The following is a 24,584-nucleotide window of genomic DNA, read 5'->3' on the forward strand; positions in this document are numbered from 1 at the left end:
AGTCGGGTGCGGCGCCCGGGACGGGTGGCAGCCGGTGTGCGGCGGCGGCCGTGTGCCGGGGACCACCGGGACGTTCCGGGCGTCGTACCCGTAGCTGTCGGTCCCCACGATGGGGGTTTCTGTGGCTCGTATCCGGGTTCTGGTGGTCGACGACCATCGCATCTTCGCCGAGTCGCTGGCGGCGGCCCTCGCGGCCGAGCCGGACGTGGACGTGGCGGCGGCGGGCAGCGGCCCGGCCGCGCTGCGCTGTCTGGAGCGCGCGGCCAACGAGGGCCGGCCGTACGACGTGCTGCTCATCGACGCCGAGCTGGGCATCCTGGCGGGGGGCGGTGCCCGTGCCGTCCCCGCACCGGACACCGGGGACAGCGGCCTGGTCGACGGCATCTCGCTGGTCGCCGGAGTCAGCGCCGGACGGCCGTCCGTGCGGTCGGTGGTGCTCGCCGAGCGCGACGATCCGCGCCGCGCGGCGGCGGCGCTGCAGGCCGGCGCATCCGGCTGGGTGGCCAAGGACTGCTCGCTCCAACGGCTGCTCGCGGTCATCCGGGGCGTCCTGCGCGACGAGACCCATCTGCCGCCCGCGTTGCTGACCGGTGTCCTGCGGGAGCTGACGGCGACGCGCAAGCACCGTACGGAGAGTGAACGGCTCATCGAGTCGCTGACCCCGCGCGAGTGCGAGGTGCTGCGGTGCATGGTGGCGGGGCTGGGCCGCAAGGCGGTCGCCGAGCGGCTGTTCCTGTCCCCGCACACGGTGCGTACGCACATGCAGAACGTGCTGGGGAAGCTGGGCGTGCACTCCACGCTGGCCGCGGTGGCGCTGGCGCGGAGGGCGGGTGTCGGACCGGCCGACCTGTCGGGCGGCCCGCTGTCCGGTGGTGTCCTAGCCGGGAACGTTGTCGAACGGAGCAGTCAACTGGCGTAGCAGACCGGCCAGTTCGCCGCGCTGCTGACGGGAGAGCCGGCCGAGGATGGCGCGCTCCTGGTCGAGGAGGCCGGCCAGTGACTGGTCGGCCTTGTCCTGGCCCTCGGCGGTCAGCCGCACGAGCACGCCGCGGCGGTCGCTCGGATCGGGCAGGCGCTCGACGAGGTTCTTCTTCGTCAGCCGGTCGATGCGGTTGGTCATCGTGCCGGAGGTGACCAGGGTCTGGGTCAGGAGCTGGCCGGGGGAGAGCTGGTACGGGGCGCCCGCGCGCCGCAGCGACGTCAGGACGTCGAACTCCCAGGGCTCCAGATTGTGCTCGGCGAAGGCGATCCTGCGGGCCCGGTCGAGGTGGCGCGCCAGGCGGGAGACGCGGCTCAGGACCTCGAGTGGTTCCACGTCGAGGTCGGGGCGCTCGCGGCGCCATGCAGCGACCAGTCGGTCGACCTCGTCCTCCATGTGGATCAGTGTAGAGGGTCTGTCGACATAGAGTCTCTTGAATTCGAGTCTCTTGACATCAAGATACTTTCGGCAACATCCTGGCTCCCATGACCGCACCCCTCTGGGATCCGCAGCAGTACCTGCGCCACGCGGACCACCGCACCCGCCCCTTCCATGATCTCCTGGCACGCGTCGGTGACCTGCCGGGCCGCCCCCGCATCGCGGACCTCGGCTGCGGGGCGGGCAACGTCACGGCCCTGCTCGCCGACCGCTGGCCGCAGGCCCGGATCACCGGCTACGACAACTCCCCGGAGATGCTGGCCCGCGCCGCCTCCCACACGCGGCCGGGGCTGGACTTCGTCCGGGCCGACGCGGCGGCCTGGGAGCCCGCGGAGCCGTACGGCCTGATCGTCTCCAACGCCCTGCTCCAGTGGGTACCCGGCCACGCCGACCGCTTCCCCGTCTGGCTGGACGCACTCGCCCCCGGCGGCACCTTCGCCTTCCAGGTGCCCGGCAACTTCACCGCCCCCAGCCACACCCTGCTGGCCGCACTGCGCGAATCCCCCCGCTGGCGCTCCCGTCTGCACGACGCGGGCGACCGCACCGCGGCGGTCCTCGCCCCCACGGACTACCTGACCCGCCTGCGCACCCTCGGCTGCGAGGCGGACGTATGGGAGACGACCTACCTCCAGATCCTCCAGGGGCAGGACCCGGTCCTCGACTGGGTCAAGGGCACCGCCCTGCGCCCGGTCCTCACGGCCCTCGCCGACGACCCGGAAGCCCGCGACGCCTTCCTCACCGAATACCGCGACCTCCTGCGCACCGCCTACCCGCTGGGCCCGCACGGCACGGTGTTCCCGTTCCGCCGTATCTTCGCGGTGGCGCGGCGCGCGTGAGCCGACGACGAGGGGCCGCGCCCCCCGTCGTCCAGGGTGCGCGGCCCGTCGTCGCAGGAGGCCGGCGTGTCAGTTCTTGCGGTGACCTATCAGGCGGGGCTTGGCTTCGAGGTTCTCCAGCCCGTGCCAGCAGAGATTCACGAGATGCGCCGCGACCTCCGCCTTCTTCGGCTTGCGGACGTCCAGCCACCACTGGCCGGTCAGCGCGACCATGCCGACCAGGGCCTGCGCGTAGAGCGGCGCCAGCTTCGGATCGAAGCCGCGTGCCTTGAACTCCAGTCCCAGGATGTCCTCGACCTGCGTGGCGATGTCACTGATCAGCGACGCGAACGTACCGGTGGACTGCGCGACGGGGGAGTCCCGGACCAGGATGCGGAAGCCGTCCGTGTACGTCTCGATGTAGTCCAGCAGCGCGAACGCCGCCTGCTCGAGGAGTTCGCGCGGATGGCCCGCGGTCAGGGCGCTCGTCACCATGTCCAGCAGCTGACGCATCTCGCGGTCGACCACGACGGCGTACAGGCCCTCCTTGCCGCCGAAGTGTTCGTAGACGACCGGCTTGGAGACCCCGGCGCGGGCCGCGATCTCCTCCACGGACGTGCCTTCGAAACCCTTGTCGGCGAAGAGGGTGCGGCCGATGTCCAGCAGCTGTTCGCGACGCTCCTTGCCGGTCATCCGGACCCGTCGGGTCCGGCGGACGGGGGAGGGTCTGCTCTTCTCGCTGCCTGTGTTGCCGTCGGTCGCCACGTCGTCAATCATGCCGCGTCGGCGGGCGCGGGGTTGCGGCGGGCGTCGATACGGTCCGCATCGGGCCAGCGGACGTCGGACGCCCAGCCCAGCTGCTCGAACCAGCGGATCAGGCGGGCACTCGAGTCGATCTGGCCCTTCATCACTCCGTGGCGCGCGCTCGTCGGGTCCGCGTGGTGCAGGTTGTGCCAGGACTCGCCGCACGACAGGACGGCCAGCCACCACACGTTTCCTGACCGGTCACGCGACTTGAAGGGACGCTTGCCGACCGCGTGGCAGATCGAGTTGATCGACCACGTGACGTGGTGCAGCAGAGCGACCCGTACCAGTGAGCCCCAGAAGAACGCGGTCGCGGCGCCCCACCAGGACATCGTCACCAGACCGCCGACGACCGGCGGGATGGCCAGCGAGACGATGGTGAAGGTGAGGAAGTGGCGGGAGATGCCGCGGATCGCGGGGTCCTTGATCAGGTCCGGCGCGTACTTCTGCTGCGACGTCCGCTCCTCGTCGAACATCCAGCCGATGTGCGCCCACCACAGCCCCTTCATCAGGGCAGGCAGCGTCTCGCCGAAGCGCCACGGCGAGTGGGGGTCGCCCTCGGCGTCGGAGAAACGGTGATGCTTGCGGTGGTCGGCCACCCAGCGCACCAGCGGACCTTCGACCGCCAGCGAACCCGCGACGGCCAGGGCGATACGGAGCGGACGCTTCGCCTTGAAGGAGCCGTGCGTGAAGTAGCGGTGGAAGCCGATCGTGATGCCGTGGCAGCCGATGTAGTACATCGCGACCAGCAGGCCCAGGTCGAGCCAGCTGACGCCGCGGCCCCAGGCCAGCGGCACCGCCGCCAGCAGGGCCACGAACGGCACCACGATGAACAGGAGCAGGGCGATCTGCTCGACGGACCGCTTCTTGTCGCCGCCGAGCGTGGCGGGGGGAAGGACAGGATCGTCGATCACATTGGGGCTGGTGGGCATTGGGGAGTCCCCTGTGAGGTGAGAAGTGCGGTGGATTGTGCAGGCTACGCATCCGTAACCTACGGCCTGGTAAGTATTGCAGCGAGGAGGCCCTCAGTACGAGAGTCGCGGGCCGTTGTCGTTTCGCGGACCCCTGCGCGGACAACCGTGCGGACATCATGAGGACACCCGTAAGGGCTGCGCGGCACGCCGCCGACCCGGACACCTATCCTGGGAGAGTCGGACAGCGCGGTCCGCACTCTGCATTCCCGGGGTGGCGACGCACCGCTGCACCCCCGGACCCCCTGACAGACGTGCTCAACCACTGCAAGGAGCCGCACCTGTGAGCAGTGCCGACCAGACCCCCGCCGCCAGCCCCGAGCTGCGTGCCGACATCCGCCGCCTCGGTGATCTGCTGGGCGAGACGCTCGTACGGCAGGAGGGGCAGGAGCTCCTCGACCTCGTCGAGCGGGTACGTGCCCTGACCCGTACCGACGGAGAGGCCGCCGCCGAGCTGCTGGGCGACACGGACCTGTACACCGCCGCGCAGCTCGTGCGCGCCTTCTCCACCTACTTCCACCTCGCCAACGTCACCGAGCAGGTCCACCGCGCCCACGAGATGCGCGACCGCCGGGCCGCCGAGGGCGGGCTCCTCGCCCGTACGGCCGACATGCTCAAGGACGCCGACCCGCAGCACCTGCGCGAGACCGTCAAGAACCTCAACGTGCGCCCCGTCTTCACCGCGCACCCCACAGAGGCCGCACGGCGCTCCGTGCTGAACAAGCTCCGCCGCATCGCGGAACTGCTCGAAACCCCCGTCATCGAGGCCGACCGGCGCCGCCACGACCTGCGCCTCGCCGAGAACATCGACCTCATCTGGCAGACCGACGAACTGCGCGTCGTCCGCCCGGAGCCCGCCGACGAGGCGCGCAACGCGATCTACTACCTCGACGAACTGCACGCCAACGCCGTCGGCGACGTCCTGGAAGACCTGGCCGCCGAACTGGAGCGCGTCGGCGTCGAGCTCCCCGCAGGCACCCGCCCGCTCACCTTCGGCACCTGGATCGGCGGCGACCGCGACGGCAACCCCAACGTGACGCCCGCCGTCACCTGGGAGGTGCTGATCCTCCAGCACGAGCACGGCATCACCGACGCACTCGAACTCATCGACTACCTGCGCGGCCTGCTCTCCAACTCCATCCGCTACACCGGCGCCACCGACGAGCTGCTGGACTCGCTCCAGGCCGACCTGGAACGCCTCCCCGAGATCAGCCCGCGCTACAAGCGGCTGAACGCCGAGGAGCCCTACCGCCTCAAGGCGACCTGCATCCGGCAGAAGCTCGTCAACACCCGCGAGCGCCTCGCCACCGGCACCCCGCACCGCCCCGGCTGCGACTACCTCGGTACCGCCGAGCTCATCACCGACCTGGCCCTCATCCAGACCTCGCTGCGCGAGCACAAGGGCGGCCTCTTCGCGGACGGCCGGATGGACCGCACCATCCGCACCCTGTCCGCGTTCGGGCTGCAGCTCGCCACGATGGACGTACGCGAGCACGCCGACGCCCACCACCACGCGCTCGGCCAGCTCTTCGACCGGCTCGGCGAGGAGTCCTGGCGCTACGCCGACATGCCGCGCGACTACCGGCAGAAGCTCCTCGCGAAGGAACTGCGCTCCCGGCGCCCCCTCGCCCCGACGCCGGCACCGCTGGACGCCGCGGGCGAGAAGACCCTCGGCGTGTTCCACACCATCAAGGAAGCCTTCGAGCGCTTCGGCCCCGAGGTCATCGAGTCCTACATCATCTCGATGTGCCAGGGCGCCGACGACGTCTTCGCAGCCGCGGTCCTGGCCCGCGAGGCCGGTCTGCTCGACCTGCACGGCGGCTGGGCCAAGATCGGCATCGTCCCGCTCCTGGAGACCACCGACGAGCTGCGTGCCGCCGACGTCATCCTCGACGAGATGCTCGCCGACCCCTCGTACCGCCGGCTGGTCTCGCTCCGCGGGGACGTCCAGGAGGTCATGCTCGGCTACAGCGACTCCTCGAAGTTCGGCGGCATCACCACCTCGCAGTGGGAGATCCACCGCGCCCAGCGCCGGCTGCGTGACGTCGCCCACCGCTACGGCGTACGGCTGCGCCTCTTCCACGGCCGCGGCGGCACCGTCGGCCGCGGTGGCGGCCCCTCGCACGACGCGATCCTCGCGCAGCCCTGGGGCACGCTGGAGGGCGAGATCAAGGTGACCGAGCAGGGCGAGGTCATCTCCGACAAGTACCTCATCCCCGCGCTCGCCCGGGAGAACTTGGAACTGACCGTCGCGGCCACCCTCCAGGCCTCCGCGCTGCACACCTCGCCCCGCCAGTCCGACGAGGCACTGGCCCGCTGGGACGCGGCCATGGACACGGTCTCGGACGCCGCCCACGCGGCCTACCGCAAGCTGGTCGAGGACCCCGACCTGCCGACGTACTTCCTCGCCTCCACGCCGGTCGACCAGCTCGCCGACCTGCACCTGGGCTCGCGGCCCTCCCGCCGCCCCGGCTCGGGCGTCTCGCTCGACGGCCTGCGCGCCATCCCGTGGGTCTTCGGCTGGACCCAGTCACGGCAGATCGTGCCCGGCTGGTTCGGAGTCGGCTCCGGGCTCAAGGCGCTGCGCGAGGCAGGTCTGGGCACCGTCCTGGAAGAGATGCACGGTCAGTGGCACTTCTTCCAGAACTTCATCTCCAACGTCGAGATGACACTCGCCAAGACGGACCTGCGGATCGCCCGGCACTACGTCGACACCCTCGTTCCCGACGAGCTCAAGCACGTCTTCGCCTACATCGAGGCCGAGCACGCGCTGACCGTGAGCGAGGTCCTGAAGGTCACCGGCGGCACCGAACTGCTCAGCACGAGCCCCGTGCTCCAGCAGACCTTCGCCATCCGTGACGCCTACCTGGACCCGATCTCCTACCTCCAGGTCTCGCTGCTGGCCCGCCAGCGCCAGGCGGCCGAGCGCGGCGAAGCGGCCGACCCGCTGCTCGCCCGTGCCCTGCTGCTCACCGTGAACGGCGTCGCCGCGGGTCTGCGCAACACCGGCTGATCCGCTCCGGCCGATCCGCTCCGGTAGCGGGTGCGGTCCTGCTCAGAGGGCGATGAACGTCGCCATCAGCAGGGCCGCGCCCGCGATCGCGGCTCCCCACGCGACCCGGGGCAGCCGCAGACCGCCTCCGATCAGGAGGGCGGACAGCAGCAGCGCACCACCGAACGGCACCCAGGCGTGCAGCAGGCCCGGTGCCCCGGTGCGGACGACCTCGCCGGTCCCGGGCTTCACGACGACCGGGAACCGGTCGCCCTTCTCCGCCGCGACGGACTTCACGATCGTCACCCGGGCACGCGGCGGCGAATCCTCGTCCGGCACGTACGATCCCGTGCACGCCGACTCGTCGCACCCGGTCACCGTCATGGTGCCGTGTTCACGGCCCTTGGACAGGACGACGTGGTGCGCGGTGTTCCACGACGACCACACGCCCGCGACGAGCATCAGCAGCACGATGCACCCCGCGGCTGCGACACGGCCGTGGGACATCAGGCGGTGGGAGGAGCTCCGCTTCATGGGGGCAGATCCTTGGCCAGACCTGTGCCCCCGGTCAACCTGGGGCCGGAAATGCTCCCGGGATCGGCGCCAATGTCAGGAGTTGTACGTGGACTGCGCCCGCTCAAGCCCATCGGCCAGCAGCGACTCCACCGCGTCCGCCGCCCGGTCCACCTCGTAGGCGAGTTCCTTGCGCTCCGTGGACGAGAAGTCCTTCAGCACGAAGTCGGCCACCTGCATCCGGCCCGGCGGCCGCCCGATCCCGAACCTGATGCGGTGGTAGTCGGGGCCCATCGCCTTCGTCATCGACTTCAGCCCGTTGTGCCCGTTGTCACCGCCGCCCAGCTTCAGCCGCAACATGCCGAAGTCGATGTCCAGTTCGTCGTGCACGGCCACGATGTGATCCGTCGGCACCTTGTAGAAGTCCCGCAGCGCGGTGACGGGCCCGCCCGACAGGTTCATGTACGACATGGGCTTCGCCAGGATCACCCGGCGGCTCGCGGGTCCGGGCGGCCCCAACCGGCCCTCCACGACCTGCGCCTGGGCCTTCTGCGCCCGCTTGAACTTCCCGCCGATCCGCTCGGCGAGCAGGTCGGCGACCATGAAGCCGACGTTGTGCCGGTTCGCGGCGTACTCGGGACCGGGATTGCCCAGGCCCACGATGAGCCAGGGGTCGGTGGCATCGGACATCTGCGCTCGGTCTCCTCGCGTACGTCGGCTGATCGCGCCGGTTACAGGCGAACGGGGCGGCGGGCCCGTAAGGGTCCGCCGCCCCGTAAGTGAAGCAGTGAAGCAGTGGCGCTGGAGCGCGCCGGGTGGGACTAGGCCTCGGTGGTGGCCTCGGCGCCCTCGGCGGCCGGCTCCTCGGCCTGCGCGGCGACGACCTGGAGCACGATGGCGTCCTCGTCACCGGCCAGCACGGAACCCTTGGGCAGCGGGATGTCCTTGGCGAGGATCGAGTCACCGGCGTCCAGGCCGGCGATCGAGACCGTGACCGACTCGGGGATGTGGGTGGCCTCGGCCTCGACGAGCAGGGTGTTCTGCACGTACTCCAGGAGGTTGCCGCCCGGGGCCAGCTCGCCCTCGACGTGCACGGCGATCTCGACGTTGACCTTCTCGCCGCGCTTCACGGTCAGGAGGTCGACGTGCTCGATGTTGCCCTTGAGGGCGTTGCGCTGCACGGCCTTCGGGATGACCAGGGCGTCCTTGCCGTCGATCTCGAGACCGATGAGGACGTTGGCGGTGCGGAGCGCGAGCTGCAGCTCGTGGGCCGGCAGCGTGACGTGGACGGACTCGGCGCCGTGGCCGTAGATGACCGCGGGAACCAGGTTGGCACGGCGGGTACGGCGGGCGGCGCCCTTGCCGAACTCGGTACGGACCTGAGCGGCGAGCTTGATCTCGGCCATGATGCACTCCTCGTGAGATGACGAAAGTCGGACGTCACCCGGCCCGGTACGACAGGCCGCCTGCTACGAAGAGCGCGTCGATAACGGATCGCCGTACCAACAGGTACGGCCTCCCTCGCCGAGCAACTCGCTGAGTCTACCCGGCGGGGAGGCCGCACCCAAAGTGGATCTTCGATACCTCGTCGGTACCGCGCTTCCGCTAGTGGTTTTCCTGCTCCTCGAAGAGGCTCGTGACCGAACCGTCCTCGAACACCTCGCGGACCGCGCGCGCGATCGTCGGCGCGATCGACAGCACGGTGATCTTGTCGAGCTCCAGCTCGCCCGGGGTCGGCAGGGTGTCCGTGAAGACGAACTCGCTGACCTTCGAGTTCTTCAGACGGTCCGCGGCGGGACCGGACAGCACACCGTGCGTCGCGGTCACTATGACGTCCTCGGCACCGTGCGCGAAGAGCGCGTCGGCGGCGGCGCAGATCGTGCCACCCGTGTCGATCATGTCGTCGACCAGGACACAGACCCGGCCCTTCACGTTACCGACGACCTCGTGGACGCTGACCTGGTTCGGCACGTCCTTGTCGCGGCGCTTGTGGACGATCGCCAGCGGGGCGTCCAGACGGTCGCACCAGCGGTCGGCGACGCGCACGCGGCCGGCGTCCGGGGAGACGATCGTCAGCTTCGAGCGGTCGACCTTGGCACCGACGTAGTCGGCGAGGATCGGCAGCGCGAAGAGGTGGTCCACCGGGCCGTCGAAGAAGCCCTGGATCTGGTCGGTGTGCAGATCCACGGTCAGGATGCGGTCGGCACCCGCCGTCTTCATCAGGTCGGCGACCAGGCGGGCCGAGATCGGCTCGCGGCCGCGGTGCTTCTTGTCCTGGCGGGCGTAGCCGTAGAACGGCACGATCACCGTGATCGAACGGGCCGAGGCGCGCTTCAGCGCGTCCAGCATGATCAGCTGCTCCATGATCCACTTGTTGATCGGAGCCGTGTGGCTCTGGATCAGGAAGCAGTCGGCGCCGCGGGCGGATTCCTGGAAGCGCACGTAGATCTCACCGTTGGCGAAATCGAAAGCCTTCGTCGGCACGAGGCCGACACCCAGCTGGTGTGCGACCTCCTCGGCCAGCTCGGGGTGGGCGCGGCCGGAGAAGAACATCAGTTTCTTCTCGCCGGTCGTCTTGATCCCGGTCACAGCACAGTCTCCTCAGACGTGTATCTGGCGCTGCACGCATAGGTCCCGATGTGCAACGAGCCAGCCGAAATGGGTGAGCATCTATCACGGTACGCCGTCACCGGCGCACCTGTTTCCGGTCAGCTTTCGCCGTCGGTGTCCTGGGCTGCGGCCTGAGCGGCCTGCGCGGCGGCACTCCCCGGACGCTTCCGGGCCACCCAACCCTCGATATTCCGCTGCTGGCCCCGGGCGACAGCCAGCGAGCCGGCCGGTACGTCCTTGGTGATGACCGAGCCCGCCGCGGTGTAGACGCCGTCCCCGACCGTGACAGGCGCCACAAACATATTGTCGGAGCCGGTGCGGCAGTGGGAGCCGATGGTGGTGTGGTGCTTGGCGACGCCGTCGTAGTTCACGAAGACGCTGGCGGCACCGATGTTGGTGTGGTCGCCGATGGTCGCGTCACCGACGTAACTCAGGTGCGGAACCTTCGTGCCCTCGCCGATCGTGGCGTTCTTCATCTCCACGTACGTACCGGCCTTGGCCTTCGCTCCGAGCCGCGTACCGGGCCGCAGGTAGGCGAACGGGCCGACCGTCGCGCCGGGGCCGACCTCCGCCCCGTCCGAGACGGTGTTGTCCACGCGGGCGCCCGCGTGGACGATCGTGTCCTTCAGCCGGGAGTTCGGGCCGACTTCGGCGTCCTCGGCCAGGTGCGTCGTACCGAACAGCTGGGTTCCGGGGTGCACGATCGCGTCCGGCTCGTACGTCACGGTGGCGTCGATCAGCGTCGACGCGGGGTCGACGATCGTGACGCCGGCCATCATGGCGCGGTCCAGGAGGCGTTCGTTGAGCAGGCGCCGGGCCTCGGCCAGCTGGACCCGGTTGTTGATGCCGAGGATCTCGCGGTGGTCGGCGGCGACCGAGGCGCCCACGCGGTGTCCGGCCTCGCGCAGGATGGACAGCACGTCGGTGAGGTACTCCTCGCCCTGGCTGTTGTCCGTGCGGACCTTGCCGAGCGCGTCCGCGAGCAGCCGCCCGTCGAAGGCGAACACCCCGGAGTTGATCTCCAGGATGGCCCGCTGGGCGGCGGTGGCGTCCTTGTGTTCGACGATCTCGGTGACCGCGCCGGTGGCCGCGTCCCTGACGATGCGGCCGTAGCCGGTCGAGTCCGGGACCTCGGCGGTCAGCACGGTGACGGCGTTGGCGTCCGCGTCGTGCGTCGCGGCGAGTGCGGCGAGGGTCTCGCCGGAGAGCAGCGGGGTGTCGCCGCAGACGACGATCACGGTGCCCTCGACGGTCCCGCCGAGCTCTTCGAGGCCCATCCGGACGGCGTGCCCGGTGCCGTTCTGCTCGGCCTGGAACGCGGTGCGCACGGGAGCGTCGCCCGAGGAGAGATGAGCGGTCACCCGCTCGGCGGCGTGGCCGACGACCACGACGAGGTGCTCGGGATCGAGCTCACGGGACGCGGCGACGACATGTCCTACGAGCGAGCGCCCGGAGATCTCGTGCAGGACCTTGGGAGTCTTCGACTTCATGCGGGTGCCCTCACCCGCTGCGAGGACGACTACGGCTGCCGGGCTGGTGGCGCTCACGGATGTGCCCTTCGGCTTCGGGTGGTGGACATCCGCAGGATACCGGGGGTGCGCACACCGGAAACGAGTGCGGGCCCCGACCGTGAAGGTCGGGGCCCGTGTGCAAGGGCTCCCCCATCAGGATTTGAACCTGAACAGACGGTACCAAAAACCGTAGTGCTGCCTGATTACACCATGGGGGATGAAACTAGCCCGAACCAGACATTTCGTCAGGCTGTTGGGCCAGCACCCAACACTATGCCGTACCAAGTGCCTTCTACGCGACGATAGAGGTCGGCGCTCTTCGTCACGTAGATGACCAGGCAGCCTCGGTATGCCTCGGTGGTGTTCTTTCGTGTGGTCTTGGGGGTGTGCTTCTTCAGGCTCGCTCTCTGGAACGCGGAGGCGGGTACGCCTGCCAGCTCGGCCCAGAACTGCTCAGCCCCGGCGACGTCCGCCGATTCATGGATGCTGACCCGGAAGCGCATGCGCTCGCGCGGGACGTCGAACAGTTCGAGCCAGCGCAAATACATCGTGATCACGTTCGGGTCGCTGTTGATGAACTGGAGGCTTTCTCGACGGCTATAGGTCTTGTCCTTGGTCCCTTCGGCCCAGTAGAGAGTGACTCCAGCGATGAAAAGTTCGCGGTCCGACAGCTGGCCGACGGCATCGCGTGCACGGTCCTTTGTCTCGTGCCGATCCTCTTCTTGAGCTGCGCGCAGCCGCGCCAGCCCGGCGTTCATGAGTGTGTGGCGTTCCTCGTCCGTATAGCGCGGCTCCGGCTTCGGGAGGTCCCGGACCCATAGGGAGATTGAACTCTTCGAGCAGCCGAGCTCTACCTGGATCTGGTCGTAGGTCATGCCCTGGAGTCGTAGCTCCCGGGCCTTGTCTCGCAGGCCGTCCTTTGCGTTTGGTCGTTTCGTCCACTCCGGAGCGGGCTCACCCTGGACGAGGCGGTTCAGGATGTCGTTGTTGAAGACCTGCAAGCGCTCCCGGATCTGCCTGAGGCTGAGCCCTTCTCTGCGGAGGGCGACAGCCTGTTCGCGGAGCCCTTCGAAATCGGCGTACTTGCTGGTGATTTCCGTCATGTGGCAAGCGTTGTCCGAAATCCGGATGGCCGGGTCGAATGCCCGGTCGATTCACCAATTCCGGCGATCAATACCTGTTCGCTCGTCGTTCGACTGCGGTACGTGCTGCCCGAGTCGCCCGAAAAGGAGATGCGCCCGCCCGTAGGCTGGACGTCATGACCGCAACGGGGGCAGACCGGGAAGCGGCGGGACCGACCACCCGCGGCTACTGGTGGTGGAGGCGGCGGCGCAGTGTCGCCCTGGACGTGGGACTTGCGTCGGCTTCGGCGCTGGAGTGTGCGCTGGAAGGGGTGGTGTTCGCCGGCGACACCGGGTTGCCGGTGCCTGTCGGCGTGCTGTTCGGGCTGGTGGCGGGGTCGGTGCTGCTGGTGCGAAGGCGGTGGCCGATCGCCGTGGTGCTGGTGTCGATCGCGACGACGCCGGCCGAGATGGGCTTCCTGATGGCCGTCGTCGGGCTGTACACGCTGGCCGCGTCCGACGTGCCGCGAAAGATCACCTGCGTGCTGACCGGGATGTCGCTGGTCGGCACGTTCATCGTCACGTACGTCCGGCTGCGTCAGAGCGTCACCGAGGGAGCCGATTTCGGCCCGGGTGACTGGTACGTGCCGCTGGTGTCCCTCTTCATGTCCCTGGGGCTGGCCGCGCCGCCCCTGCTGTTCGGCCTCTATATAGGGGCGCGAAGACGGCTCATGGAGAGTCTGCGGGAGCGTGCCGACTCGCTGGAGAGGGAGCTGTCGCTCCTGGCCGACCGGGCCGAGGAACGGGCCGAGTGGGCGCGTACGGAGGAGCGGACCCGGATCGCCCGTGAGATGCACGACGTGGTCGCGCACCGGGTGAGTCTGATGGTCGTGCACGCGGCGGCGCTTCAGGCCGTCGCCCCGAAGGACCCGGCGAAGGCCGTGCGCAACGCGGCGCTGGTGGGCGACATGGGACGCCAGGCACTGACGGAACTGCGCGAGATGCTGGGGGTGCTGCGCAGCGGGGACACGGTCCCGGCCCCGCCCGCGCCCCCGGGCCGGGTCCCCCTCGCGTCGGTGGGCCGGGCGGCCGCCGCGGCTGCTGCGGCGGCGGTGGAGGACGGGCCCCGGCTGGACGAGGTGGAGTCGCTCGTCGCGCAGTCCCGGGAGGCCGGGATGACGGTCGAGCTGTCCGTGGAGGGGGAACTGCGCCCGTACGCGTCCCAGGTCGAGCAGACCGCGTACCGGGTGGTGCAGGAGGCCCTGACGAACGTGCACAAGCACGCGGCGGGTGCGAAGACGTGGGTGAGGCTCGCGCATCGCGGCGCCGAGGTCGCCATGCAGGTGGAGAACGGTCCCTCGGACGCCGGCGCGGCCGACGCCGGGCTGCCCAGCGGTGGGAACGGCCTGGTGGGGATGAGGGAACGCGTGCTCGGTCTCGGCGGTGTCTTCGTGTCGGGGCCGACGGACGCGGGCGGCTTCCGGGTGTCGGCCGTTCTGCCGGCCGAACCCTCCGCGTAGGCGTCCGGGGCTTCCGGGCCGCCCGCCCGCCCCGGTGCGTCAGCCCGAGGTCAGGCGGTCCGGCTGGGCGCCCGTGACCAGGGTGGCCAGCGCCTGGTCGATGTCCGCGCCGAGATACCAGTCGCCGGTGTGGTCGATGCTGTAGACGCGGCCTTCGATGTCGATCGCCAGGACCGCCTGGCCGTCGCCCTCCTCGCCCAGCGGGCTGATCTCGGTCTCCAGGGCCCGCCCCAGGTCGCCCAGTGTGCGTGCCAGGTGCAGGCCGCTCAGCGGGTCGATGCGTACGGCGGCGGGGGCGATCTGCCGCCCGGGTGCGGCCGCCGTGATGTTCAGGGCGCCGAATTCGGCCCAGGCCTCGACGGCCGCCGGGAACACGGCGTGCTGGTGGCCGGCCGGTGAGGCGTGGGACCGCAGAGCGTCGGCCCATTCCTCGGCCTGCCGGATGTCCCAGCGCCCCGGCTGCCAGCCCGCCTGGCGGAGTGCGGCGTCGACGGCGGCGGGGAAGCGGGTGCCGGCGTGCCGGTCGAGTGGGGTTCCGGGCGGGGTGTCGAGGGGGGCCGAGTGCCCGGTTCGCTCCTGCATCGGGGTGCCGTCAGCCCTTCTCGGCGGTGGTGGCCGCCCCGGTGGTGGTGAGGTCGACGGGACGTACGCCGAAGTGCGCGAGCATCGCCGCGCAGGAGCGGCAGGGTGCGGCGTAGCTGCCGTGCAGGGGGTCGCCGTCCTCGCGGATGCGCCGGGCGGTGATCCGGGAGTGCTTCAGCGCGCGGCGGGCCTCGCCGTTGGTCAGCGGCTTGCGCTGGGCCCGTTTGGACCGGCCGTCGTCGGTGGCGGTGAGCTGCCGCGACAGCAGTATCGCTTCGGGGCAGCGGCCGGTGAAGCGTTCGCGCTGTCCGCTGGTGAGGGTGTCGAGGAAGTCCTGCACGAGCGGGTGCAGTACCGGCGGCCGGTCGCCCTTGCCCGCGGTGCACGTCAGGGTCTCGCCGCGGACGGACAGGGCGGCGGCCACGGCCGGCAGGATGCCGTCGCGGCGGTGGTGCAGTCGCGGTGTGCGGCCGGCCTCGGTGCTGCTCCAGCTGAGCCGTGGATCCCCGGATGTGACTGGCGGTGCTGCGTTCATGGTGCTTGCATCCCTCCCGTGCCGGCAGCGGTAGCTGCAGGTGTGCACGCCCCCGAGTTGCGGTGACAGCCTGCCAAATGTGCTGGGGGCTACGGAAGCTGGGTCGGGGAAACGTGTCTGCGTGTCGCCGGAAGTGGCAGTACCGTCGCCCGTCCGTCACCTGGCTGTGACGGTTGGTGACCGAGGTGGAGGGGCGGGTCCCCCTGTTGCCCCACCGCATAGGCTGGGGGGAATCACCGGACGCAGCAGGGGGCAACCGCCATGACGACAGGTCGGCTCGGGCAGCAAGCCGCGCCACCGAACGCGGCCTACGCCGGGCAGGTCGTGCATTTCCCGGACCCGGTCCGGGCGTCCCGCCACCCCAGGGGTGTGCGCATGGACGGGAACGGCCATCCGGAACTCACGCCGTATGCGCGCGCCGCCGCCGAGATCGCCGATCCGCCCCCGGGCTTCGGCATCGACGAGCTGCGGCTCACGGACTACGTGTCGGCGAACGCCGCGCTGGCGGCGAGCGGCCATGCCCTGTGGGACACGATCGCCCCGGTGGCGACCCCGCACGGCTGGACCTGGCACCACGTGCCGGGCGGCCGCCGGATGGAGCTCGTGCCGGTCGAGGTGAAGGCGCTGCTGCGTCATCACGGCGGCATGGCGACGACTCCGGTCGACCACAACCGGCGCGGCACGCGGCCGCTCCAGGAGACGCGGCCTCCGCACTTCCGGCTGCCCAAGGGCTCGGTGGCGGTGAGCGAGCAGCAGGTGCTGGGGATCGAGGAGGATCTCGGGTACCGGCTGCCGGGTGCGTACCGTTCGTTCCTCAAGGCCGCGGGCGGTTCGGCGCCGGTGGGTGCGGCTCTGGACGCGGAGCTCGGCCTCCTGGTCGACCAGCCCTTCTTCACGGTGCGTGAAGAGGCGGCGGTCAACGACCTCGTGTACGTCAACAAGTGCTTGCGGGACCACTTCACCAAGGACTACCTGGGCGTCGCGTTCGTCCAGGGCGGGATCCTCGCGGTGAAGGTGCGCGGCCAGGACACCGGCTCGGTCTGGTTCTGCGCGTACGACGACGCCCGGGACCAGGACGGCTGGAGCGTGCAGGACCGCGTCGACCGGCTGCTGCTGCCCTGCGGCGCGGACTTCGACGCCTTCCTGCAGCGGCTGGCGGGCAATCCGCCGGAGCTGGAGACCGTGGCGAACCTGATGGTGGACGGCGGCTTCGCGCGCGCCGTCCCGGTGGAGGGATGAGCGCGGTGGTGACCTTCGCGCAGGCGCAGGAGCGAGCGGACGAGTGGGTCAACGGTGACGTGCCCGCGTACCAGCACCGTGAGGTGCGGGTGCGCGAGTTCGAGCTGGGCTTCGTGGTGTGGGCCGAGGACCGGGCGGAGGGCCCCGTCTCGGACGGTGGGCGCCACCGGCTCGTGATCGCCCGCGACAGCGGTGAGGCCACGCTGTGGCCCGGGCTGCCGGTGGGTGAGGTGATCCGGCGGTACGAGGAGGAGTACGGCGCGTCCGACGCGGTGCCGGCCGCTCCGGCGCCGCCGCAGCGGATCGATCTGAACCAGACGTCCTTCCTGCTGAGTCCGCCGGAGTGGCTTCAGGACGCCGCCGACAAGCTGGGTATCCCGGACCGCCGGGCGGAGCCGGGCGCCGGTGGCGGTGAGCCCGCGGACGCCCCGCCCTCCGCGCCTTCGGTGCCTTCTTCTTCCCCCGCCTCTTCGGGGGGCGCGTCCTCGTCCGAGGGCTCGGCGACGCGGTGGCCCGCCGCGGGCGGCCAGGACGACCACGAGCCCACCGCAGCGGACGGCGTGCCCGCGTCCTCACCTGCCGCGCCCCTAGGGGCCACGCCGTGGGCGGGCATCGACACCAACGCGGACCCCGACGTGGGCGCGGTCGGCCTGCCGGCAACCGTGTTCGCGCCGGCGCTCTCGGGCGCGGACGACGAGGAGACGCCTCCGCCGGTCGTGCCCGCCGAGGCACCCACCGCGCTGATGTCCGGCGGCAGCCAGCTGCCCCGGACGGCGGTCGCCCCGGCGCTCGGCGGGCCCGGCGGCGCTCCCTCGCGTCCCGGCCCCGGGTCCGGTCCCGGCGACATCGCGGACGCGGCCACGAGCAAGGCCGTCGTGCCTCCGCGCGGGGGGCGCGGGACGGGTTCGACGACTCCGCCGCCGCCCGGTGCCCCCGGCACCCCGGGTGTGCGTCCGGGGGCCGTGCCGCCGCCTTCGGGGCCGGGTGCGCCCGGTGCTCCGGCCGGTGGTTACGTACCGACCCAGCTCGTCTCGCAGCTCGGTCCTCCCGGTGCGCCTCAGCCTCCTGGTCCTCCCGGTGCTCCGGGCGCGCCCCAGCCTCCCGGGCCTCCTGGTGCGCCCGGTGCTGCTGGTCCGACGCCGCCGCCCGGTGGCGGGGTGCATCACGCGGCGACGATGTTCGCGGACGCGAGCCTCGGTGGCCCCCGGCCGCCGGCCCCGCCCGGGCCTCCCGGCGTGCCCGGTGCGCACAACGCCCCGCAGCCGCCCGGACCTCCTGGTGTGCCCGGTGCGCCTCAGCCTCCCGGGCCTCCCGGTGCGCCTGGAGCTCCCGGAGCTCCTGGTGCTGCTGGTCCGACGCCGCCGCCCGGTGGCGGGGTGCACCACGCGGCGACGGTGTTCGCGGACGCGAGCCTCGGTGGCCCCCGGCCCCCGGCGGCTCCCGGTCCGCCGGGTGCGCCCGGGATGCCGCCGGGCGGTGCCCCCGGACCCGTACCGCAGAACGCGCACACCCCGCCGCCCCCTGCGTACGGCTATCCGCAGCAGCAGCCCGGTGTGCCGACGGTCGGTCCCGGCTATCAGGCCGTGCTGCGTTTCCGCGCGCCCGACGGCAGTGAGCAGCAGCTGATCCGCCGTTCGGCGCCGGGCACCCCGCATCCCGAGTGGCAGATGCTGCACGAGCTGCGGGCGATGAACGTGCCGCCGCAGCAGGTCATCGAGCTGCACACCGAGCTGGAGTCGTGTGAGCTGCCCGGTGGTTACTGCGCGCGGATGATCCGTGAGACGTGGCCGCAGGTCCGGATCACCAGCGTCGCCCCGTACGGGGCGGATCACGCGAGTCGTCAGCAGGGGATGCGGCATCTGCTGACCCATCAGGGAGAGCTGCACCAGGTCGCGGACGGCCCGGCGCGGCCGGCGCCCGTGCGGGCGCCGCTGCCGCAGATGCAGCCCGCCGTGCCGGTGCCCCCGGAGGCTCTCGCGGAGGAGCTGGCGCACGTCTTCGGGCCGCAGGGTGTGCTCCGGTTCGATCAGCGGGCCGTGTCCCGGCAGGGTGTGCCCGAGGTCGTGGGGCGGACGCTGGTGTGGGCCGGTCTGCCCGCTGATTTCGGGCCGTTCTTCTGGGCGCAGCCGGGTCAGCCGGTCGTACCGACGCTCGCCGAGCTGGCCATGCAGCGCCAGGTGCAGGCGGCGCCGGACGCGGGGTCGTACCTCGTCATGGGGTCCGACTTCGGCCGGGCGATCTGTGTCCAGTACGGCACCGCGAACATCGTGGCCGTGCCGGTCGAGGCGGGGCCGGGCGGGCAGTCGGTGGCGCCGCAGTTCGTGAACACGGGGCTGCCGGAGTTCGTCCGCTCGATGGCGTTGCTCGGCCGGATGTGGCGGCTGCGCTTCGGGCTCAACCCGGAGCAGGCGGGCCGCTGGACCGTCGACTTCCAGGCACAGTTGGTGGCCCTCGATCCGGCGGCGCTCGCGTCCCCGGAGAGCTGGTGGTCGGTCCTGCTGGAGCAGATGTGGGACGGACTGCTCTGACCTGTCCCGTTGTGTGAGTGGTGTGGCGGAGGCGCCCGGTACCCGAAAGGGGCCGGGCGCCTCTTCGTCGAGGCCCTGTGATGCCCGTCGCTTCCGTCCTGAATACGGCTGATCGATTCCGACTTCTCTGCCAATTGCCGCATCCTTGACGTATTGCTGGTGGCCGGAGCGATGGAGTGACGGAAAAGAGGGTCTTCGAGGATGAGTGCTGCACCGGTGTCCGCGCACGGCTTCGACGGTGTACGGGGGCGCGGCTACCGTCCGGAGCAGGTGGACCGTGCCGTCACCGCCCTGTCCGGGGAGCGCGACGCCGCCCTGGAGCGGCTCTCCCGGCTGACGGATCTCGCCCGGGACCTGACGGCGGAGTCGGCCCGGCTGGCCGAGGCCGTCGCCTCGCTGGCTCCGCAGACGTACGCGTCACTCGGTGAGCGGGCCCAGCAGATCCTGGAGCTCGCCCGGAGCGAGGCGGAGGCCGCGCGCGGGGCCGCGCAGGAGGACGGGCAGGGACTGCGGGACGCGGCCGACGCGGCGGGACGGGCGGCACGGGAAGCGGCTCGCGAGGACTCCGAGTCGGTACGGGCGGCGGCCGAGGCGCACGCTCTCGCGGTGCTGACGGCGGCGCGGGCGTCGGCCGGCGAAGCGGTCGCCGATGCGCGTAAGGAGGCCGCCCAGGTGCGCGGGGCCGCCGATGAGGCGATGGCGGAGACCCGGCGGCGTACGACGGATGTGCTGGACCGTCAGGAGCGGGAGCACACCGAGCGGTCGGAGGTGGCGGCGGCCGGGCTGGCCGCCGAGGACGCGGCGGCGCTCGCGCGCGAGACGGAGCTGACGGAGCGGGCGGAGGCGGTCCTCGCGGAGGCCAGGCGCGCGCTCGCGGAGGCCGAGGAGGCCGCCAGGCACGGCCAGGAGGACGCCGAGGCCCGGGCGGCCGAACTGCTCGCGGAGGCCCGGGTCCGGGAGGAGCGCGTGGTGCGGGAGACGGAGCGGATCCTGCGGGAGCACGAGGAGGGCCGCGAGGAGGTGCGGGCGCACATGACGCACGTACGCAACTCCCTCGCGGCGCTCACCGGGCGCGCGGTTGCCGGGGTGGACGACGAGGAGTGAGGGCCGGCCCGTGGTTCCTCCCGCGCCCGCCACGTAGTGCGGGCCGCCGGGTACCGCGGGACGGCGCTCAGGGCCTTACGGTCTTTCAGAGACGGAAGCGCCGGGCCGCCGCCCTGTCCTCGGATGCCGGGCGGGCCGGGAGGGCGGGGGCCGCTCCCGCCAGGATCCACGGTTCCACGGCCTCGTACTGTCTCCGTTCCTCCGCCGCGCCCCGCCGGCCGAGCACCGTCCCCAGCCAGCCCGCCAGGAAGCCGAACGGGATGGAGACGAGCCCGGTGGTGGTGAAGGGGAACCAGTTGATGTCGCGGTCGGGGAAGACCGCGCCGGGGGAGCCGGACACCAGGTTGGTGCCGGTCATCAGCACCAGGACGCACAGGGTGCCGCCGATGAGGGTGCAGAGCAGTCCGGTGCGGGTGAAGCGCCGCCAGAACAGGCTGTAGACCAGCGCCGGGGCCAGGGCCGAGGCGCCGATGCAGAACGAGAGCGTCACCATCGCCTGGACGTTCCAGTGCCGGGCGAACACGGCGAGGGCGGTGGCGGCGAGGCCCACCCCGACCGCGGCGAGCTGCGCCGCACCCATCTCCGTGCGGCCGGACAGGGGTTCTTTGCCCCGGCCGCGCAGTCCGTGGGCGAAGAGGTCGTGGGCGAGGGAGTTCGCGCAGGCCAGGATCATTCCGGCGACCGAGGCGAGCAGTGTCAGGAAGATCGCGGTGGTCATGGTCGTGACGATCAGTGCCCCGATCTCGCCGCCGCCCGCGACGGCCCCGCTGACCTGCAGGATCGCGCTGTTGCCCTGTGCTCCGGCGGCGGTGATCCGGGTATGGCCGACCAGTGCGGCGGCGCCGAAGCCGATGACGGTCAGCAGCAGGCAGAGGCCGACGACGACGCAGACCGCCCAGGACAGTGACCGGCGGACGGCCTGGGCGCTGCGGACGCTCGCCATCCGCATGGTGATGTGCGGCAGGCACGCGGCGCCGAGCACGACGGTGAGTTGGGAGCTGATCATGTCGAGGTCGTCGCCGCCGAACTGGAGCCCGGAGTGCAGGTACGCGGACCCCGCGCCGCTGCCCTGCTGGGCGGCGCGGAGCAGGGCTCCGGCGTCCCAGTCGAAGCGGTTCATGATCAGCACGGAGACGAGCAGACCGGCGCCGAGCAGCACCACGGTCTTGATCATCTGGATGAGCGCGGTCCCCTTCATGCCGCCGATCGCGGCGTACCCGATCATCACGGCGCCGAGCGCGATGATGGATCCGGTGCGGAATCCGGAGCTGTCGAAGCCCAGGATGAAGGCGAGAAGGCTGCCGCTGCCCGCCAGTTGTACGACCATCAGGGGCACCAGCGCCGCGAGGGTGACCGCGCAGGCGGCGACGCGGACGGCCCGGCCGGGGGAGCGGCGGGTGAGGACGTCCCCCATGGTGAACCGGCCCGCGTTGCGCAGGGGTTCGGCGAGCAGGAACATCAGCAGGACGAGCGAGAGCACGGTGCTCAGAGCGAGTACGAGCCCGTCGTGGCCGGTGAGGGCGATGACGCCGGTGGTGCCGAGGACGGTGGCCGCGGAGAGGTAGTCACCGGCCATGGCGAGGCCGTTGCGTACCGGTGAGAGCGAGCGGTAGCCGGTGTAGAAGGTGTCGAGGTCGTCGCGGTCGGGGCCGGTCATCACGCAGAGCAGCAGGGTCAGGGTGGCCACGGCGATGAACGCCGTCAGCGACATCGTCTGCGCGGACTCGTCGAAGCCGTTCATCGGGCCGCCCCTCTTCCGCGGCGATCGGTGCCCGCCCTGTCGTCCGGGTCGCGGGCCCGGTCGCGGAGTCCGGCGGAGAGCGGGTCGACGGTCCGCCTGGCCGTCCACTCGTACACGGCGATGGCGGCCAGGGTCACCGGCAGCTGGCAGAGGCCGAGGAGGAGTCCGACGGTGAGACCGCCCTCGCCTACGGGACGGGTCATCAGGCCCGGGGTGAAGCCGGAGAGCAGCAGGAAGAGGGTGAAGTAACCGAGCGCGGTGAGGGTGGAGGCGCGGCGCAGGACCTTGTACGCACCGCGCAGCCGGCGCAGGTCGCTGTGGTGCCCGGGAGCGGGGACGGGTGCGGCGGGCGGGGTGGTCCACCGGGGCGGCGGGGGTGTCGACGAACTCTGCCAGGGGAGGAGGTACTCGCCGCCCGGGGAGCGCGGCGGCGGAGGGGGACGGCGGTGCGGCCGGAACGGCGCGTACGGGGGGCGCGGCGGGCGTTGCGGCGGGTGTTCGTGAGACATCAAGGTGCTGCTCCTCGCATGGCTCGGGTCCGAGGGCGGACCGCAAGGCAGGAGCGCGGATGCGCTGTTGGGAGCGCGTACGTTACTCGCGGGTATGGCGGGTGGGCAGGGTTGTGCCGGAACTACCTTCGGTAACTCCGGAGTTGTCTACTCCTTGGGTGCCTGGGGAGCGTTGACGGAGTCCTCGTCGAGGACCGGGAAGCGGCGCGGTGCCATGAAGACGAGCACGAGCAGGGCGAGTGCGGCGGCTCCCGCCGCGCCGAGGTAGACGTAGTCCACGGCTGCGTCAACGGCCCTTCGCAGGTAGTCCGTCGCCGCCGCGGAGAGGGATCCGGGATCGGCCAGCGCGTGCGAGATCGCGTCCAGGTCGTCGGGCAGTCCGGTCACGGGCGCGTCGGCCAGCCGGGAGGCGAGCACCCCGTTGGCGACGGCGCCGAAGAGCGCGGCGCCCAGGCTCTGGCCGACCTGGCGGCAGAACAGCACGGATGCCGTCGTCGTGCCGCGCTCGGACCAGCCGACCGTCGACTGGACGCCCACGATCAGGGGGAGCTGGAACAGTCCGAGCGCCGCGCCCAGCAGCAGCATGATCAGGGCGGGCTGCCAGGCCGAACCGGGATACGGCAGCAGGGGGAAGGCGAGCAGGATCAGCAGGGTGGCGCTCATGCCGATGACGGCGGTGAGCCGGAACCCGATGCGGTTGTAGACCCGGTTGGAGAAGGCCGCCGAGACCGGCCAGCTCAGTGTCATGACGGAGAGCACGAACCCGGCGGCGATCGGGCCGAGACCCAGTACCGACTGCGCGTAGGTGGGCAGGAAGACGGTGGGCGCCACCATCAGCAGCCCCATCGCGCCGAGCGCGAGGTTCACGGAGGCGATGGTGCGCCGCTTCCAGACCCAGCCCGGGATGATCGGGTCGGCGGCGCGCCGCTCGATGACGACGGTGAGCGCGGCCAGGGCGGCGCTCGCCGCCAGCAGCCCGAGCGACGGGGCGGAGAGCCAGGGCCAGGCGACGCCGCCCTGGACGAGCGCGGTCAGCAGGAGGGCGCCGGTCGCGAAGACGGCGAGGGCGCCCGCCCAGTCGATGCGGAGCCGGGCGCCGGTGCGGGGGCGGGCGGGCTCGTGGAAGTGGCGCACGATCAGCCAGAGCGCGACGGCGCCGACCGGCAGGTTGATCAGGAAGATCCAGCGCCAGTCCGCGTACGCCGCGAGCAGCCCGCCGACCGCCGGTCCGGCGACCGCCGACGTGGCCCACACCGTCGACAGCCTGGCCTGGATCCTGGGGCGTTCCTTGAGCGGGTAGAGGTCGGCCGCGACGGTCTGGACGGTGCCCTGGAGCGCGCCGCCGCCGAGGCCCTGGATGACCCGGAAGGCGATCAGGGCCGCCATGTTCCAGGCCAGGGCGCAGAGGACCGAGCCGACCAGGAACAGGATGACGCCGGCGACCAGGACCGGCTTGCGGCCGAAGGTGTCGGAGAGCTTGCCGTACACCGGGAGCGTGACGGTCACGGCCAGCAGGTAACCGGAGAAGAGCCAGGAGAACACGGCGAACCCGCCGAGGTCACCGACGATCTGAGGGACGGCCGTCGAGACGATCGTGCCGTCGATGGCGGCGAGCGCCATCCCGAGCATGAGCGCGGCGACGACGGGCCGCCGGCCCCGGGGCGTGGCCGCCTCCGCTCCGGAGGCACCGTGGTCCGCGCCGGGGGGCCCCGCGCCCGAGGTCCCCGCGCCGCTCCTGTCCGTACCGACACCTGTGCCGGCGTCTCCGTCCTCCTTGCCCCTGCCCGCCACGGATTTTCCTTTCCCTATGCACGTATTTCCCGGGGGACACTGTCTCACCCGCCACCGCACAGGGGGTAGAGGGTCGCCGAGCCCCTACCCAGGGCCCACCCCCGGCCCGAAAACCCCTAGGGGTTGCTCCGTCTCCGTGGCCAGGGGTCGTTCCTCCCGCCGGAGGACGTGACGGCGGGGCCCTCGTCTTTACCGTGGTCATACACCGCAAGGGCGGCTGACCGCAGAGGGCGGGGTGGGGAAAACCCCACCTGAAGACTGCGCTGGGCACCAGCGCGCCGGACCCCCTCCTCCCGCAAGACTCAGGGCGTACACAAGAACGTAGCGCCGACCACCGACAT

Annotated in this window: 21 protein-coding genes; 7 read left to right on the forward strand and 14 right to left on the reverse strand. The window is 71.4% G+C overall.

What is annotated here, in order from left to right:
- Positions 1-109: 109 nt before the first annotated feature.
- Positions 110-919 carry a response regulator transcription factor gene (locus AB0C82_RS20565; protein WP_362843866.1) on the forward strand — a complete coding sequence of 270 codons (810 nt, stop codon included), beginning with the start codon at positions 110-112 and terminating at the stop codon, positions 917-919.
- Here AB0C82_RS20565 and AB0C82_RS20570 read toward each other — a convergent pair.
- Positions 878-1,375 carry a MarR family transcriptional regulator gene (locus AB0C82_RS20570; protein WP_362843869.1) on the reverse strand — a complete coding sequence of 166 codons (498 nt, stop codon included), beginning with the start codon at positions 1,373-1,375 and terminating at the stop codon, positions 878-880. The two genes, AB0C82_RS20565 and AB0C82_RS20570, sit on opposite strands and share 42 nt — an antisense overlap.
- Positions 1,376-1,464: 89 nt before the next feature.
- Here AB0C82_RS20570 and AB0C82_RS20575 point away from each other — a divergent pair, with 89 nt between their 5' ends.
- Positions 1,465-2,253 carry a trans-aconitate 2-methyltransferase gene (locus AB0C82_RS20575; RefSeq protein ID WP_362843872.1) on the forward strand — a complete coding sequence of 263 codons (789 nt, stop codon included), beginning with the start codon at positions 1,465-1,467 and terminating at the stop codon, positions 2,251-2,253.
- A gap of 69 nt (positions 2,254-2,322) precedes the next feature.
- Here AB0C82_RS20575 and AB0C82_RS20580 read toward each other — a convergent pair whose 3' ends face one another.
- A complete protein-coding gene (locus AB0C82_RS20580; RefSeq protein WP_362843875.1) occupies positions 2,323-3,009 on the reverse strand; it encodes a TetR/AcrR family transcriptional regulator in 687 nt (228 codons plus the stop codon).
- Positions 3,006-3,968 carry a fatty acid desaturase gene (locus AB0C82_RS20585; RefSeq protein ID WP_362843878.1) on the reverse strand — a complete coding sequence of 321 codons (963 nt, stop codon included), beginning with the start codon at positions 3,966-3,968 and terminating at the stop codon, positions 3,006-3,008. Before AB0C82_RS20585 ends, AB0C82_RS20580 begins: the two co-directional genes overlap by 4 nt.
- A 322-nt stretch (positions 3,969-4,290) precedes the next feature.
- On the opposite strand from AB0C82_RS20585, the gene ppc reads away from it, so the two are divergent.
- On the forward strand, positions 4,291-7,020 hold the full coding sequence (ppc, locus tag AB0C82_RS20590; protein ID WP_362843882.1) for a phosphoenolpyruvate carboxylase: 2,730 nt from the start codon (positions 4,291-4,293) through the stop codon (positions 7,018-7,020).
- A gap of 42 nt (positions 7,021-7,062) precedes the next feature.
- Here the strand turns inward: ppc and AB0C82_RS20595 are convergent, their stop codons facing one another.
- The 6 genes from AB0C82_RS20595 to AB0C82_RS20620 all read right to left on the reverse strand — a co-directional run bounded on the left by AB0C82_RS20595 (position 7,063) and on the right by AB0C82_RS20620 (position 12,736).
- The gene (locus tag AB0C82_RS20595; RefSeq protein WP_362843885.1) at positions 7,063-7,533 is read right to left on the reverse strand and encodes a hypothetical protein; all 471 of its coding nucleotides are present in this window, start codon (positions 7,531-7,533) and stop codon (positions 7,063-7,065) included.
- Positions 7,534-7,608: 75 nt separating this feature from the next.
- Positions 7,609-8,202, reverse strand: a complete 594-nt coding sequence (gene pth / locus AB0C82_RS20600; protein WP_362843887.1) for an aminoacyl-tRNA hydrolase — start codon at positions 8,200-8,202, stop codon at positions 7,609-7,611.
- Positions 8,203-8,333: 131 nt separating this feature from the next.
- Entirely contained in the window at positions 8,334-8,918 is a 585-nt protein-coding gene (locus tag AB0C82_RS20605; protein WP_362843890.1) for a 50S ribosomal protein L25/general stress protein Ctc, read from the reverse strand.
- A gap of 199 nt (positions 8,919-9,117) precedes the next feature.
- On the reverse strand, positions 9,118-10,101 hold the full coding sequence (locus AB0C82_RS20610) for a ribose-phosphate diphosphokinase (protein WP_362843893.1): 984 nt from the start codon (positions 10,099-10,101) through the stop codon (positions 9,118-9,120).
- Positions 10,102-10,220: 119 nt separating this feature from the next.
- Entirely contained in the window at positions 10,221-11,669 is a 1,449-nt protein-coding gene (gene glmU, locus AB0C82_RS20615) for a bifunctional UDP-N-acetylglucosamine diphosphorylase/glucosamine-1-phosphate N-acetyltransferase GlmU (RefSeq protein ID WP_362843896.1), read from the reverse strand.
- 209 nt (positions 11,670-11,878) lie between these two features.
- Positions 11,879-12,736 carry a hypothetical protein gene (locus AB0C82_RS20620; RefSeq protein ID WP_362843899.1) on the reverse strand — a complete coding sequence of 286 codons (858 nt, stop codon included), beginning with the start codon at positions 12,734-12,736 and terminating at the stop codon, positions 11,879-11,881.
- A 155-nt stretch (positions 12,737-12,891) separates the two neighbouring features.
- Between AB0C82_RS20620 and AB0C82_RS20625 the strand changes: the two genes are divergently transcribed.
- Positions 12,892-14,214, forward strand: a complete 1,323-nt coding sequence (locus tag AB0C82_RS20625) for a histidine kinase (RefSeq protein ID WP_362843901.1) — start codon at positions 12,892-12,894, stop codon at positions 14,212-14,214.
- Positions 14,215-14,253: 39 nt separating this feature from the next.
- Here AB0C82_RS20625 and AB0C82_RS20630 read toward each other — a convergent pair whose 3' ends face one another.
- Entirely contained in the window at positions 14,254-14,796 is a 543-nt protein-coding gene (locus AB0C82_RS20630) for an SUKH-3 domain-containing protein (protein ID WP_362843902.1), read from the reverse strand.
- 10 nt (positions 14,797-14,806) lie between these two features.
- Complete coding sequence (locus AB0C82_RS20635; RefSeq protein ID WP_362843905.1) at positions 14,807-15,331, reverse strand: YwqJ-related putative deaminase; 525 nt, start codon at positions 15,329-15,331, stop codon at positions 14,807-14,809.
- 261 nt (positions 15,332-15,592) lie between these two features.
- On the opposite strand from AB0C82_RS20635, the gene AB0C82_RS20640 reads away from it, so the two are divergent.
- The 3 genes from AB0C82_RS20640 (at position 15,593) to AB0C82_RS20650 (ending at position 20,202) form a co-directional block, all read left to right on the forward strand.
- Positions 15,593-16,570 carry an SMI1/KNR4 family protein gene (locus tag AB0C82_RS20640; protein WP_362843908.1) on the forward strand — a complete coding sequence of 326 codons (978 nt, stop codon included), beginning with the start codon at positions 15,593-15,595 and terminating at the stop codon, positions 16,568-16,570.
- On the forward strand, positions 16,567-19,098 hold the full coding sequence (locus AB0C82_RS20645; protein WP_362843911.1) for an SUKH-4 family immunity protein: 2,532 nt from the start codon (positions 16,567-16,569) through the stop codon (positions 19,096-19,098). The genes AB0C82_RS20640 and AB0C82_RS20645 overlap by 4 nt, the downstream gene beginning before the upstream one ends.
- Positions 19,099-19,299: 201 nt before the next feature.
- On the forward strand, positions 19,300-20,202 hold the full coding sequence (locus tag AB0C82_RS20650; protein WP_362843914.1) for a cellulose-binding protein: 903 nt from the start codon (positions 19,300-19,302) through the stop codon (positions 20,200-20,202).
- 85 nt (positions 20,203-20,287) lie between these two features.
- Here AB0C82_RS20650 and AB0C82_RS20655 read toward each other — a convergent pair whose 3' ends face one another.
- The 3 genes from AB0C82_RS20655 to AB0C82_RS20665 all read right to left on the reverse strand — a co-directional run bounded on the left by AB0C82_RS20655 (position 20,288) and on the right by AB0C82_RS20665 (position 24,081).
- Positions 20,288-21,943, reverse strand: a complete 1,656-nt coding sequence (locus tag AB0C82_RS20655) for a cation acetate symporter (protein WP_362843917.1) — start codon at positions 21,941-21,943, stop codon at positions 20,288-20,290.
- A complete protein-coding gene (locus AB0C82_RS20660) occupies positions 21,940-22,452 on the reverse strand; it encodes a DUF485 domain-containing protein (RefSeq protein WP_362843919.1) in 513 nt (170 codons plus the stop codon). The genes AB0C82_RS20655 and AB0C82_RS20660 overlap by 4 nt, the downstream gene beginning before the upstream one ends.
- Positions 22,453-22,599: 147 nt before the next feature.
- Positions 22,600-24,081 (reverse strand): MFS transporter, encoded by a 1,482-nt coding sequence (locus AB0C82_RS20665; RefSeq protein WP_362844226.1) that lies wholly within the window; start codon positions 24,079-24,081, stop codon positions 22,600-22,602.
- Between the last annotated feature and the right edge of the window lie 503 nt (positions 24,082-24,584).

Source organism: Streptomyces sp. NPDC048560, from assembly GCF_040650955.1.
Taxonomy (GTDB): domain Bacteria; phylum Actinomycetota; class Actinomycetes; order Streptomycetales; family Streptomycetaceae; genus Streptomyces.

Coding starts and splice junctions, on each gene's coding strand:
- AB0C82_RS20565 (WP_362843866.1), top strand. CDS start 110: ATGGGGGTTTCTGTGGCTCGTATCCGGGTTCTGGTGGTCGACGACCAT.
- AB0C82_RS20570 (WP_362843869.1), bottom strand. CDS start 1,375: ATGGAGGACGAGGTCGACCGACTGGTCGCTGCATGGCGCCGCGAGCGC.
- AB0C82_RS20575 (WP_362843872.1), top strand. CDS start 1,465: ATGACCGCACCCCTCTGGGATCCGCAGCAGTACCTGCGCCACGCGGAC.
- AB0C82_RS20580 (WP_362843875.1), bottom strand. CDS start 3,009: ATGATTGACGACGTGGCGACCGACGGCAACACAGGCAGCGAGAAGAGC.
- AB0C82_RS20585 (WP_362843878.1), bottom strand. CDS start 3,968: ATGCCCACCAGCCCCAATGTGATCGACGATCCTGTCCTTCCCCCCGCC.
- AB0C82_RS20595 (WP_362843885.1), bottom strand. CDS start 7,533: ATGAAGCGGAGCTCCTCCCACCGCCTGATGTCCCACGGCCGTGTCGCA.
- pth (WP_362843887.1), bottom strand. CDS start 8,202: ATGTCCGATGCCACCGACCCCTGGCTCATCGTGGGCCTGGGCAATCCC.
- AB0C82_RS20605 (WP_362843890.1), bottom strand. CDS start 8,918: ATGGCCGAGATCAAGCTCGCCGCTCAGGTCCGTACCGAGTTCGGCAAG.
- AB0C82_RS20620 (WP_362843899.1), bottom strand. CDS start 12,736: ATGACGGAAATCACCAGCAAGTACGCCGATTTCGAAGGGCTCCGCGAA.
- AB0C82_RS20625 (WP_362843901.1), top strand. CDS start 12,892: ATGACCGCAACGGGGGCAGACCGGGAAGCGGCGGGACCGACCACCCGC.
- AB0C82_RS20630 (WP_362843902.1), bottom strand. CDS start 14,796: ATGCAGGAGCGAACCGGGCACTCGGCCCCCCTCGACACCCCGCCCGGA.
- AB0C82_RS20635 (WP_362843905.1), bottom strand. CDS start 15,331: ATGAACGCAGCACCGCCAGTCACATCCGGGGATCCACGGCTCAGCTGG.
- AB0C82_RS20640 (WP_362843908.1), top strand. CDS start 15,593: ATGACGACAGGTCGGCTCGGGCAGCAAGCCGCGCCACCGAACGCGGCC.
- AB0C82_RS20645 (WP_362843911.1), top strand. CDS start 16,567: ATGAGCGCGGTGGTGACCTTCGCGCAGGCGCAGGAGCGAGCGGACGAG.
- AB0C82_RS20650 (WP_362843914.1), top strand. CDS start 19,300: ATGAGTGCTGCACCGGTGTCCGCGCACGGCTTCGACGGTGTACGGGGG.
- AB0C82_RS20655 (WP_362843917.1), bottom strand. CDS start 21,943: ATGAACGGCTTCGACGAGTCCGCGCAGACGATGTCGCTGACGGCGTTC.
- AB0C82_RS20660 (WP_362843919.1), bottom strand. CDS start 22,452: ATGTCTCACGAACACCCGCCGCAACGCCCGCCGCGCCCCCCGTACGCG.
- AB0C82_RS20665 (WP_362844226.1), bottom strand. CDS start 24,081: ATGCTCGGGATGGCGCTCGCCGCCATCGACGGCACGATCGTCTCGACG.